Source organism: Herminiimonas arsenitoxidans, from assembly GCF_900130075.1.
Classification (GTDB): domain Bacteria; phylum Pseudomonadota; class Gammaproteobacteria; order Burkholderiales; family Burkholderiaceae_D; genus Oxalicibacterium; species Oxalicibacterium arsenitoxidans.
Genome location: NZ_LT671418.1, coordinates 246,541 through 258,888 on the forward strand (window position 1 = coordinate 246,541; position 12,348 = coordinate 258,888).

14 protein-coding genes and 1 tRNA gene are annotated in these 12,348 nt (G+C 47.9%); 14 read left to right on the top strand and 1 reads right to left on the bottom strand.

The genetic code is table 11. The features are described from left to right. The first annotated feature begins 1 nt into the window (after window position 1). From BQ6873_RS01160 to BQ6873_RS01170, 3 genes are all read left to right on the top strand, one after another. Window positions 2-1,255, top strand: a complete 1,254-nt coding sequence (locus BQ6873_RS01160) for an aspartate kinase (protein WP_076591015.1) — start codon at window positions 2-4, stop codon at window positions 1,253-1,255. 99 nt (window positions 1,256-1,354) lie between these two features. Further along, a tRNA-Ser gene (locus BQ6873_RS01165) sits at window positions 1,355-1,448 on the top strand. 54 nt (window positions 1,449-1,502) lie between these two features. Beyond that, window positions 1,503-2,054 (top strand): hypothetical protein, encoded by a 552-nt coding sequence (locus tag BQ6873_RS01170; protein WP_231949182.1) that lies wholly within the window; start codon window positions 1,503-1,505, stop codon window positions 2,052-2,054. A gap of 186 nt (window positions 2,055-2,240) precedes the next feature. Here BQ6873_RS01170 and BQ6873_RS01175 read toward each other — a convergent pair whose 3' ends face one another. After that, window positions 2,241-2,447, bottom strand: coding sequence for a hypothetical protein (locus tag BQ6873_RS01175; protein WP_076591016.1), 207 nt, complete (start codon window positions 2,445-2,447; stop codon window positions 2,241-2,243). A 684-nt stretch (window positions 2,448-3,131) separates the two neighbouring features. On the opposite strand from BQ6873_RS01175, the gene flhD reads away from it, so the two are divergent. The 11 genes from flhD to cheD all read left to right on the top strand — a co-directional run bounded on the left by flhD (window position 3,132) and on the right by cheD (window position 12,319). Next, window positions 3,132-3,449 (top strand): flagellar transcriptional regulator FlhD, encoded by a 318-nt coding sequence (flhD, locus tag BQ6873_RS01180; RefSeq protein ID WP_076591017.1) that lies wholly within the window; start codon window positions 3,132-3,134, stop codon window positions 3,447-3,449. A 50-nt stretch (window positions 3,450-3,499) separates the two neighbouring features. Continuing rightward, a complete protein-coding gene (gene flhC / locus BQ6873_RS01185) occupies window positions 3,500-4,048 on the top strand; it encodes a flagellar transcriptional regulator FlhC (RefSeq protein ID WP_076591018.1) in 549 nt (182 codons plus the stop codon). Between the two features lie 33 nt (window positions 4,049-4,081). Further along, window positions 4,082-4,882: a methyltransferase domain-containing protein gene (locus BQ6873_RS01190; protein ID WP_076591019.1), complete on the top strand. Its 801-nt coding sequence runs from the start codon at window positions 4,082-4,084 to the stop codon at window positions 4,880-4,882. Between the two features lie 186 nt (window positions 4,883-5,068). After that, window positions 5,069-5,929, top strand: coding sequence for a flagellar motor stator protein MotA (gene motA / locus BQ6873_RS01195; RefSeq protein ID WP_076591020.1), 861 nt, complete (start codon window positions 5,069-5,071; stop codon window positions 5,927-5,929). A gap of 54 nt (window positions 5,930-5,983) precedes the next feature. Beyond that, on the top strand, window positions 5,984-6,964 hold the full coding sequence (motB, locus tag BQ6873_RS01200) for a flagellar motor protein MotB (protein WP_076591021.1): 981 nt from the start codon (window positions 5,984-5,986) through the stop codon (window positions 6,962-6,964). 18 nt (window positions 6,965-6,982) lie between these two features. Next, entirely contained in the window at window positions 6,983-7,561 is a 579-nt protein-coding gene (locus tag BQ6873_RS01205) for a chemotaxis protein (protein ID WP_331712973.1), read from the top strand. 64 nt (window positions 7,562-7,625) lie between these two features. After that, window positions 7,626-7,991, top strand: a complete 366-nt coding sequence (locus tag BQ6873_RS01210) for a response regulator (RefSeq protein ID WP_076591023.1) — start codon at window positions 7,626-7,628, stop codon at window positions 7,989-7,991. 52 nt (window positions 7,992-8,043) lie between these two features. Next, a complete protein-coding gene (gene cheA, locus BQ6873_RS01215; protein ID WP_076591024.1) occupies window positions 8,044-10,188 on the top strand; it encodes a chemotaxis protein CheA in 2,145 nt (714 codons plus the stop codon). Between the two features lie 14 nt (window positions 10,189-10,202). Then, the gene (locus BQ6873_RS01220; RefSeq protein WP_076591025.1) at window positions 10,203-10,694 is read left to right on the top strand and encodes a chemotaxis protein CheW; all 492 of its coding nucleotides are present in this window, start codon (window positions 10,203-10,205) and stop codon (window positions 10,692-10,694) included. A 126-nt stretch (window positions 10,695-10,820) separates the two neighbouring features. Next, entirely contained in the window at window positions 10,821-11,699 is an 879-nt protein-coding gene (locus BQ6873_RS01225) for a CheR family methyltransferase (protein WP_076591026.1), read from the top strand. A gap of 8 nt (window positions 11,700-11,707) precedes the next feature. Beyond that, on the top strand, window positions 11,708-12,319 hold the full coding sequence (gene cheD / locus BQ6873_RS01230; protein ID WP_076591027.1) for a chemoreceptor glutamine deamidase CheD: 612 nt from the start codon (window positions 11,708-11,710) through the stop codon (window positions 12,317-12,319). The last annotated feature ends 29 nt before the right edge of the window (window positions 12,320-12,348 follow it).

A 12,348-nucleotide genomic window follows, 5' to 3' on the forward strand; every position in this document is an offset into this window, starting at 1 on the left:
TATGGCTTTAATCGTTCACAAATACGGCGGTACATCGATGGGCTCCACCGAGCGCATCAAGAATGTCGCCAGACGCGTCGCTAAATGGCATGACGCTGGTTATCAAATCGTTGTAGTGCCATCGGCAATGTCTGGCGAAACAAATCGTTTGATCGGATTGGCTAAAGAGTTGATGCCACAACCGAATCCACGCGAACTGGATATGTTGGCTTCGACCGGCGAGCAGGTTTCTGTCGCCTTGCTGGCAATGGCTTTGCAATCGATCGGTAAGGAAGCCGTGTCGTATGCCGGCTGGCAAGTCGCGATCAAGACTGATTCCGCTTTTACTAAAGCGCGCATTCAATCGATTGATGACGTCAAAGTAAAAAAAGATCTGGATGCAGGTCGCATCGTCATCATTACCGGCTTCCAAGGTGTGGATGATGAGGGCAATATCGCAACGCTCGGACGTGGCGGCTCGGATACTTCTGCTGTCGCTGTGGCAGTCGCGTTGCAAGCGCAGGAATGCCTGATTTACACCGACGTTGACGGCGTGTACACGACTGATCCACGTGTTGTGTCAGAAGCACGTCGCCTGAATACCGTTACGTTTGAAGAGATGCTCGAAATGGCATCGCTCGGCTCGAAAGTGCTGCAAATTCGCTCCGTCGAATTTGCCGGTAACTATAAGATGCCGACTCGCGTATTGTCGTCGCTGACCGACCCTATGATGTCGCTGGAAGAAGAAGCAAAATCCGGCACACTGATTTCGTTTGAGGAAGATACAAATATGGAACAAGCCGCTATCACCGGTATCGCATTTAATCGCGATGAAGCGAAGATCACAGTATTGGGCGTACCAGATCGTCCAGGTATCGCTTATCAAATCCTTGGCCCGATCGCAGCGGCCAATATTGAAGTCGACATGATCATCCAAAACCAGTCAGTCGACGGCAAAACAGATTTCACCTTCACCGTGCCACGTGGTGATTATGCCAAGGCAGTGGATGTGCTGAATGAAAGCGTGAAAGCACATATCGGTGCTGCCAGTATTTTGGGCGATACCAAAGTGTCGAAAGTATCCGTAGTTGGTGTTGGCATGCGTAGTCATGTTGGCATCGCATCGCAAATGTTCCGTACTTTGTCGGAAGAGGGCATTAATATCCAAATGATCTCGACTTCGGAAATCAAGATTTCTGTTTTGATCGATGAAAAATACATGGAATTGGCTGTTCGCGCATTGCATAAAACTTTTGATCTGGAAAAAAACAATTAAGTCATAGCAAATTGCATAGTTTGGGTTGACCAGTTATGCTTGAAAAGTTATGATGCTGAACCTTTCAATGACGGGCAATTAACGTTGTTGAAGTAATGTGGAGGCGTGGCCGAGTGGTCGAAGGCACTTCCCTGCTAAGGAAGCATATGGGCTTAAACCTGTATCGTGGGTTCGACTCCCACCGCCTCCTCCAAGAATTGAAAGCCCTTGATGAAAATCAAGGGCTTTTTTTCTTTAGTCGAATTGGATGAAGTCACCTTTACTGGAAGTACGCATTTTGAACACGAAGAGAACGAAGCGCTGGGACGGCAAGATGGACACGCTGACAGCGGATTACCTGAAGGATGTTGTAACGCAGATGAGCTCATATGGCGATCGCGTACAGTTTGCATTAAACGGACCAGGGCAAAAGCCGCACTACCAGGTCATCAATAATTTTGAAAAGAAAATGGCGTTCGACAGCAATAATCATTTGCTGCATCCAGCAGAAGATGAGTTTGTCGGTGCCAACGCTACCAAGGTATACACGCTGGATCAAATTCAGGCTGCAATAGCCAATGTAGGCGTAAAGCGGGTCGTTACAACCACGCGTGCTGTGCGTAGCACCAGTCGCAATAGCGGCGCTCCTGCGGTAAGGCCTGGCGATCTGATCGATATTCAGAAATATGAATACTTCAAAAACAATGTGAAGACTTTGCCAGAAGACATCCGCACTTATTCGCAAGAGATTACCAATCTGATGAAAAAAGGAATGTCTGCAGAAGCTGCATTTGGCGAAATCGTCGAACAGTATTTCTAATTTCTTAAAAGAGCGAACCGAATCAGTTCGCCAAGCCATGTAAAAAAGCCCGCATCGTCATGATGCGGGCTTTTTGTTATGTATCGTAAGGAGAGAGTAGTCGCAGCTGAATGATGGCGTCTGCTCTGCGGAGTTAATTTTCCAAAAACGTGATCGATTTACTCAACTGAAGAAGTTCTGGATGTATTAAAGCCTGTAAATTTTTTCTCCGGTTTGAACAATTTTGAATTTAGCATCGGATAGTGGATCCAGCGCGCGTCCATCTGCCAACTTATAGGTTTTGGCGCCAGGAAGTAAATCTGGGTCCAGTGCGGCGATTGGAGTTTGATAAACCTCAACGTGGTAAGCGGCACCGGTCTTTCCTTTGGCATCGAATTTTTCTACCAAATCCATAAGAGTCTCCTTTGGGTTGAGGGTGGAATAACAATACCAGATTTTGCGCTGCTGGCGACATTGCTTGGTGAGTGCTTCAATTGCTTAATTATCAATTTGTAGTTCGACAATTCGCAAGAGGAGGCTCGCACGAGCAATATAAGTATCACTTTGATAATTAATTTGTAATAAATCGAAAATAAATCAAATTTATTTCAATCCAACCCTAAAGTTCTGCTTTCCACTGCCGTTATCAAAATCAGATAGCGGTGCTTTATTAATTTTTTTGCTTCTAAAATTTTTAATAAATATTTTGTTTGAACCCTAAAGTTCTGCAAAAACGTGCCGTTAAAGAGACAAGAGGGGCGAAAGAAGTTCATTTTTTTGTCTCTTGAGCTGATTTTTTTGAAAATTCTGTATCCCCGGAATCAAGAAAAATTGCCTCAAAACATGCTTTTTTAAAAGCAACATCTGAACAGAGATTTAATGCTCAGATGCAATATGCAAGCCGCTCTCCGCCTCATTTCATGTGAGGGCGTATCGAATGCTGGTCGACGTTTGTAAGACAAACGCCTACCGGCCTATTGTCGTCTGCTCTGTATAAAAATACAGAATAGTGCCTATTCCAGCCATTTGTTTCCCCCTTCAGAATGCATTCACTGGCTCACACATTGCTGCCAGGAAATTCACAGCTCAGGGGATAACATGACCAATAACGACATCATTGCTGAAATTCGTGACGCTAATCTGGGTTACTTAATGCTTGCACAACAAATGATCCGTTCCGACAAAGCGACCGCGATCTTCCGTTTGGGAATTAGCAATGAAATCGCTGATTTGATCGAAGGCATGAACAATTCGCAAATCCTGAAACTCGCCGGTGCCAATATGATGCTTGCCCGTTTTCGTTTCGACGACGGCGCCATCCTCGGCATGCTGACTAATTACAATAAAGATCGCTCGTTGGCGCATTCGCATGCTGCCATCTTGATGGCTGGACAAGCAGTTGAACAAATCGCTTAAGTCATCATCACTGATCGTGTTGTCGTAATTATTAAGAAGCGAGCGAGAAAATGGCCAAGAAAAGCGTAGTGACAGAATCCCAGGAAATTCAACTTGCAATCGAGCTCATCAATTTGGGCGCAAGACTTCAATTGCTGGAATCGGAAACTTCGCTTTCGCGCGAACGCTTGCTGAAGCTGTATAAAGAATTGCGCGGTGTTTCGCCGCCAAAAGGCATGCTGCCATTTTCGACTGATTGGTTCATTACCTGGCAGCCGAATATTCATTCTTCATTGTTTATGGGTATTCACAAATACCTGGTCGAACATGCGCAGATTTCCGGTATCCAGGCAGTGATGAAAGCATACAAGCTGTATCAAGAACAGGTTGAGTTGGGTGCAGATGGCGAGCCGGTTTTGTCTTTGACGCGTGCCTGGACCCTCGTACGCTTCTTCGATAGTAAAATGCTGGCGACTGCATGTTGCAGCGAATGCGGTGGACACTTTGTTGTGCACCGTCTGGACTTGAATGCAAATTACACTTGTGGCTTGTGCCACATGCCATCCAGAGCAGGTAAAACCAAACGCGCCAAAGCAGCCGCAAATTTGCTGGCAGCTTGATCGGATCGTTTATTTCTTGAAAAGAGTGTCTGTGTGAAGAAAGTGGGGCGCTCCGGCGCAAAGTCGGCGCCTCTTAAAGCAGTATTCCAGATACCTGCAGTACAAGCCCTCCTGTTTCAAATCATCTCGTTTTTTATCGTATTGCTTATTGCGCGTGGTATCGGCGCGATATTCGGTTGGGGTATGAATATCCTGATTGTCGCGCTGCTGCAAGGCGCGATTGCTGCTGGTCTTGCCTGGTGGCGCGGATTGGCGCCGTGGTGGCTCGCGATTCAATTTTTGTTTCCTCTCGTGCTGGTGCTGGCTTTGTCCTGGCAGTTGCCTCCTTCTCTTTTTCTTGCTGCTTTTCTTTTCTTCCTTTGCCTGTACTGGACTACGTTTCGTACTCAGGTCCCGTTTTATCCATCTCGCTTATCGACGTGGGAAGCGGTCGCCAAGTTGCTGCCGTCTTATAAAGAGCTTCACTTCATTGATGTTGGTAGCGGATTGGGTGGATTGGTCTTGGATTTGGCCAAACGGCGCCCGGAAAGTCGATTTGTCGGTGCCGAGATTGCGCCGTTGCCATGGTTGGTGAGCGTAGTACGGGCGCGGTTGGCCGGTAGTTCGGCGCGTTTCGAAAGAGGTGATTACGGACGGCTGAATTTTGCCGATTATGATGTCGTGTTCGCCTATTTATCACCGGTTGCCATGCCTGCGTTGTGGACAAAGGCAAAATCAGAAATGCGTCCCGGCACCATGCTACTCAGTTATGAGTTTCTTATCCCAAATGTGATGCCTCATGTCATCGTATCGCCGGAGGCAAATGGCCCTGAGCTTTACGTCTGGCATATCTAAAGTTTATTTCAAGCAGTTGCGCACCAAAATAACTCAAGTTCCAAGGATTCAGGCCGTTGAACGTGTATGAGCGCGTAAGTGTTCAATTTCAACCCTGATACAACAGGTGCAGTGCCATGGCGGTTGCATATAAGCAATTGTTAAGGCAATAATGGCACCCTAACCCTAAGAACGGAGTAAGCGCACTTGTTAGTCATTATTGGATATTTGGCTGTAGTGCTATCGGTCTTCGGTGGTTTTGCGTTGGCAGGTGGACATCTGGCGTCATTGTTACAGCCTATCGAATTGTTGATGATCGGCGGCGCGGCTGTTGGCGCATTCTTCGTTGGGAATAACGGCAAGGCAATCAAGGCAACATTAAAAGCGCTGCCTAACGTTTTTAAAGGTTCCAAATATACAAAAAGCTTGTATATGGAACTGATGACGCTTTTGTTTGAAATTCTCACCAAAGTGCGCAAGGAAGGTTTGATGTCGATTGAGGGCGATATCGACTCACCGGAAGAAAGCGCCATTTTCACCAAATACCCAACGGTTCTGGCCGATCACCACATTATTGAATTCATGACCGACTATTTGCGGCTCATGGTGTCGGGCAATATGGATGCCTTTCAGATTGAAAATCTGATGGATAACGAGATCGATACGCACCATGCTGAAGGCGAAGTCCCGGTCCACTGCATAGCCAAAATCGGTGATGGTTTACCTGCGTTCGGTATTGTTGCTGCTGTGATGGGCGTGGTGCATACGATGGCATCGGTTGGTTTGCCACCGGCAGAATTAGGTATTTTGATTGCTAATGCGCTGGTTGGTACTTTCCTCGGTATTTTGCTTTCCTACGGTTTTGTTTCTCCGCTGTCTAGCGTATTGGAACAGAAGTTGCATGAATCTTCGAAAGTATTCCAATGCGTCAAAGTGACATTGCTCGCGAGTTTGAATGGCTATGCGCCAGCGCTGGCAGTGGAATTCGGTCGCAAAGTATTGTTCTCTACTGAACGTCCTTCCTTTAGTGAGTTGGAAGAACACATCAGACAGTCGAAAACAAAATAAACCGATTCCTCACCATCAAATCACAAGAACACACGCAATCTAACGGAGACTGGCATGGCTGACGAAGGACTCCGTCCCATTATTGTTAAGCGCATTAAAAAATCCGGGGGCGGCCATCATGGCGGCGCCTGGAAGATTGCTTACGCCGATTTCGTCACGGCGATGATGGCGTTCTTTCTGTTGATGTGGTTGTTGGGCTCGACAACTAAAGGCGATCTGCAAGGCATCGCCGACTACTTCAGCACACCTTTGAAGGTGGCAATGGCCGGTGGTTCTGGCAGTGGCGATAGCTCAAGTGTCATCAAGGGCGGTGGTAAAGACATGACCCGCATCGATGGCCAACAGAAAAAAGGCGAAGACCTGACTCCTGCAAAAAACTTCAACCTGAAGGCTGCTGAGGCAGAGCTGGAGCGCAGAGAAGTCGATCGGCTCAAGGCATTGAAAGAGCGTATCGAGCGTGCAATCGAAACAATTCCCGGTCTGAAGCAGTATAAAAATCAACTCCTGATTGATATCACGACTGAAGGTTTGCGCATCCAAATCGTTGATGAAAAAAATCGGCCGATGTTTGCATTGGCAAGAGCCGAGTTACAACCGTATACCAAGGTGATCCTGCATGAGATCGCCAAGACGCTCAACGATATTCCAAACAGAATTAGTTTGTCCGGACACACGGACGCAACCCCATATTCCAGCGGTGAAAAAAGCTACAGCAACTGGGAGCTTTCATCTGATCGTGCCAATGCTTCACGTCGCGAACTGGTCGCCGGCGGGATGGAAGAAACCAAGGTTTTGCGTGTTGTCGGCCTGTCATCTGCTGTGCTCTTTGATACCAAAGATCCGCTCAATCCAATTAATCGCCGCATTAGCATTATCGTGATGAACAAGAAAACAGAAGACTCCATCACGCAAGAAAACCGGATGGTTGAAGTGGCAGATAAGGAAAGTGCGAAAGATGCGGTGGAAGCCGGCGCCAATTTATCCGAAGTGAAACCGCCTGTTCCAGCTGCAGCGCCTACTCCTGTAGCAAGATAAGTAGAGCATGGATTGTAAGTGAACGAAAATGATGACCGGGTATTCCCCATGACAATACAAAATTCGTTGGCGCTGCAAATAAAGGATCTATTATCTGGACTGTCAGATCATGGAGGTCAACATCTGACAGAAATCGAAACAGACCTGATTCAGACGAATATTTTGCTGAGTGAAGCAATTGAAAAGCTGAGTGCGAGTTTCATGGCAATTCATGCGACAGTGGCTGCGCAGCAGCAGATTGTTGATGCGCTCATAGAACAAGCTGCTGTTTCACCTCAGGTCATGTCGGAGTTGCAAGATAATTCAGTCCAGCTTGATCAACATGTGAACGCTGCTGTGACTGGTCTGCAGTTTCAAGATATGACGAATCAATTGATTGGTCGCGCGATGCGCAGAGTCATTGGATTCCGTGATGTGCTGGAAATGCTGGATACGGATAGCGCTGGGATGTCTGTGGATGCGGACAACGAAAGAGTGATCGCGTTGCTGACTAAGGTCAATGAAACACTGAGAACGCAAAGCAGTAATCTGGAAAAAGAATTGTGGAAAGCCGTGTGCCAGACGCACATGGAAAGCGGCGATATCGAATTGTTTTAAGCACGCTACTAAAATTTAGATAACCGGGTGTACAAGCCTGAAACGAAAGTGAGCAGGAGTAAAGATGGTAAAGACAATATTGGCAGTCGATGATTCGGGTTCATTGCGACAAATGGTGGTCTTCAGTTTGAGGGCTGCCGGCTATCAGGTGACGGAAGCTGTTGATGGACAAGATGGTCTGGAGAAGGCGAAGACGCAGGTTTTCGATCTGGTGTTGACCGATCAAAATATGCCACGCATGGATGGCTTCACCTTGATTCGCTCATTGCGAGCCTTGTCGACTTATCAAAAAATACCGATTCTCGTCTTGACGACGGAGTCTAGTGACGAGATGAAAGCAAAAGGACGTGCAGCCGGTGCAAACGGTTGGCTGGTAAAACCATTTGATCCGCAGCGATTGACTGAAGTTGTCAAAAAAGTGATCGGTTAAGGTACGCCATGAGCAGGGACATCATCAAGAGCGCAGACTACGGAGTGGAACGATGACCATCGATATGAGTCAGTTCTTCCAGGTTTTTTTCGACGAGACGGAAGAACTACTGGCCGAGATGGAAAAGCTGTTGCTGGCGGTTGACGTCTCAGCCCCTGATGCAGAGGACTTGAATGCCATCTTTCGTGCTGCGCACTCGATCAAAGGTGGCGCTGCCACGTTTGGCATCACCGATTTAACGGAAGTAACGCACGTACTGGAAACCTTGCTGGATCGCATACGCAAGGGTGAGATGGTATTGATGGCTGAACATGTCGACGCATTTCTCTCGGCAAAAGATGTGTTGAAAATGCAGCTGGATGGTCATCGCTTGCATACACCAGTCGATCTGGATGCTGTCGCTGATATCCGCGTGTTGCTGGAGTCACTATCGCAGGATGCGTCGCCGGCACCAGCTGCGGCGTCGAGTACATCTGCTTCGCATGGCAAGACAAGCGCAGCACAGACAGATCGTCGCTTCCGGATTGAGTTGCCAGTAACTACTGCACGCGATGTTGATGCGCTGGCTGCAGAGTTGGGTTTACTGGGTGAAATCCAACGTGATGTGCTGCCGGATCAACGCGCAGTATTTACGCTGAGCACGCAAGAAGGTGTCGACGACATTATCGCGATTTGCTCTTTCATTCTTGATCCGCAAGATTTGAAGATTACGGAAGAGGCTGTCATCAAAGGCGTGCATCAGTCGATTGATGATCGCAGCCGCAATGAAGAGGAGCAGGGTTATGGTTTCTTCGAACCCTTGCACTCGACTATTGCCGAGAACGCGCAAGGTTATGGATTCTTTGCGCCGTTTGTTCCATTGCCTTTGCCTGAGCCTGTCAATAAAGATACAGCTGAGCAGGATGATGAAAAAGGGAATGCGCTGGCGGTAGAAGAAGTGCATGCGGCCGCAGCGACGGATAAGAAGCCTGCAGTCAAGCGTGACGCCGACAAGATGAATGTCAGCGCGGAATCATCATCGATACGCGTGGGCATAGAAAAAGTCGATCAACTGATCAATTTGGTGGGAGAGCTGGTCATCACGCAAGCGATGATAGAACAACGAACTGGCTCGCTTGATCCGATGCTGCATGAGCGTTTGTTGAATAGCGTATCGCAGTTGACGCGTAATACGCGCGATCTGCAAGAGGCAGTCATGTCGATACGCATGATGCCTATGGATTATGTGTTTTCGCGCTTTCCGCGCATGGTGCGCGATCTGGCAACGAAGCTGGGCAAGAAGGTGGAGTTTGTGACGCATGGTGCGGCAACTGAATTGGACAAAGGTCTGATTGAGCGCATTGTCGATCCGCTGACACATTTGGTACGTAACAGTATTGATCACGGTATTGAAATGCCGGAAGCGCGCTTGGCTGCGGGCAAAGCGGCATCCGGTCAGCTCTCTCTTTCCGCCGGTCATCAAGGCGGCAATATCATCATTGAAGTCAGTGATGATGGTGGTGGTTTGAATCGCGATCGTATCCTGGCTAAAGCCAAGCAACAAGGCATGCCGGTATCGGATGACTTGCCGGATGAAGAAGTTTGGCAATTGATTTTTGCGCCTGGTTTCTCGACGGCTGAAGCAGTAACCGATGTGTCCGGCCGCGGAGTTGGCATGGACGTCGTCAAACGGAACATCACCGCAATGGGTGGAGTGGTCGATATCCGTTCCAGTAAAGGCTATGGCACGACGATATCAATTTCTCTACCGTTGACGCTGGCTATTCTGGATGGCATGTCGATCAAGGTTGGAGATGAAATTTATATTCTCCCGCTCGGTTATGTCGTGGAATCGCTGCAACCGGAATTGCTCGATGTGAAAGAAATCAGTGGGCAAGGGCAGGTGGTCAAAGTGCGTGGCGATTATTTGCCTTTGATCCCGCTTTATAAAATGTTCAACATCGAACCACGTTTTACCGATCCGTCTGAAGGCATCGTTGTTATCCTGGAGTCAGAGGGGCGAAAAGCAGCTTTGTTTGTCGATGACCTGGTTGGGCAGCAACAAGTTGTAGTCAAAAATATCGAATCGAATTATCGTAAGGTGGCAGGAATATCAGGAGCCACAATTCTCGGTGACGGTGGCGTATCGCTGATTATCGATGTTGCAGCATTACTACGTTCAAGCCGTCAATTGAATGACGAATCCATTTATTCCTGAGGAGGAGAATCACTATGATTCACAACATACAAAACAATACAACTGGTGCTGAAAACGGCAACGAGTTTCTGGCGTTTACGCTAGGCAAGGAAGAGTACGGCATCGACATCCTGAAAGTTCAGGAAATCCGCGGTTATGAAGCAGTGACACGCATTGCGAATGCGCCGGAGTTTGTCAAAGGTGTGGTCAATCTGCGCGGCATCATTGTGCCTATCGTCGATATGCGTATCAAATTCAATCTGGGTGAGCCGACCTACGATCAATTTACAGTCGTGATTATTCTCAATATCGGCGGCCGCGTAGTTGGCATGGTGGTGGATAGTGTTTCAGACGTGATTACTTTGTCACCTGAGCAAATCAAACCAGCACCGGAAATGGGTACGGCCTTCAATACCGATTACTTGATCGGTTTGGGTACCTTGGATGAGCGCATGCTGATTCTGGTGGATATCGATAAATTGATGTCCAGCACAGAGATGGGTTTGATTGAAAAAATTGCAGCGTAATCGTTGAAATAAAAATTGCCGTGTGAGCGAGCAGAACAAGGCTGCGCAAACAGTCGCGTGTATGGTTATTGAAAGACGCATATTCAGCTAGCGTGATATGCAACAGGCGAAAGGGAAATCGGCAGTATGAAAGTGACTTCTCAGATCAGATCGGAAGGCTCCAAAGAGTTCGAGTTTACAGCTCGTGATTTTGAACGAGTGCGGGCTCTTATATATAAAAGAGCCGGCATCGCTTTGGCCGAGAGCAAGCAGGAAATGGTTTACAGCCGTTTGGCCCGTCGCCTGCGTGCGACGGGTATCGGCTCGTTTGTCAGCTACCTGGACCAGCTTGAACAAGGTGGCAACGATGAAGAGTGGGAAGCGTTTACCAACGCACTGACAACCAATCTCACTTCATTCTTTCGCGAGGCACATCATTTCCCGATTCTTGCCGAGCATCTGAAAAAAATTAAAGAACCGATCGAAATCTGGTGCTCCGCTGCATCGACTGGCGAAGAGCCGTATTCGATTGCGATGACTGCATGCGAGGCGTTCAATACTCTGACACCGCCGGTACGTATTATTGCAACCGATATCGATACCAATGTATTGAACACTGGCGCCAATGGTGTGTATTCGATGGATAGACTCGATAAAATGTCGCCGGAACGTGCAAAGCGTTTCTTCTTGCGCGGCAAGGGCGCCAAAGAAGGCATGGTACGCGTGCGTCCGGAGCTGCGACAGATGATTACCTTCAAACAGGTAAATCTGCTGGCAAGCAACTGGGCGATTTCGGGACAGTTCGATGTGATCTTCTGCCGTAACGTGATGATCTATTTTGACAAGCCGACTCAAGGGAAAATACTGGATCGTTTCGCGCCTTTGATGAAGTCGGATGGCTTGTTATTTGCCGGTCATTCGGAGAACTTCCTGTACGTCACAGATGCATTCAAGTTGCGCGGGAAAACAGTTTACGAGCTGGAACAGAACAAGAAAGCGGGTTCGTCGCCAACACGTCGAACATAACAGAATCTATGAATGAATTGACCAAAGAACATTTCGCCACGAATGTCTATTACGACCGGACATTCGATCGCGACGCAGCCAAGATCTTGCCGGGTGAGTATTACTACACCGGTAAAGACATGCTGATTGTGACCGTTCTTGGATCATGCGTATCAGCTTGCATACGCGATCGTGTCACCGGTGTCGGTGGTATGAATCACTTCATGTTGCCGGACAGTGGCGGCGATGCAGATAGTCCGATTTCTGCATCGGCACGTTATGGCACGTATGCGATGGAAATCCTGATCAATGATTTGCTGAAAGCGGGTGCACGCCGCGAGAATCTGGAAGCCAAAGTATTTGGCGGCGGTAATGTCTTGAGTGGCTTCAGCTCGATTAATGTCGGTCAGCGCAATGCGCAATTCGTACGTAGTTTTCTGAAGATAGAAAACATTCGTATCGTTGCAGAAGACTTGAACGACATACATCCACGCAAGGTGTATTACTTCCCGCGTACCGGCAAAGTATTGGTCAAAAAACTCAGACAGTTGAACAACAATACATTGGTCAATCGCGAACAGGATTATGCGAATCGTCTACAGTCTGGCAGCGTCAGTGGAGACGTGGAACTCTTTTCTTGATGCAAAAAATATATCTATAAAAAACGCTA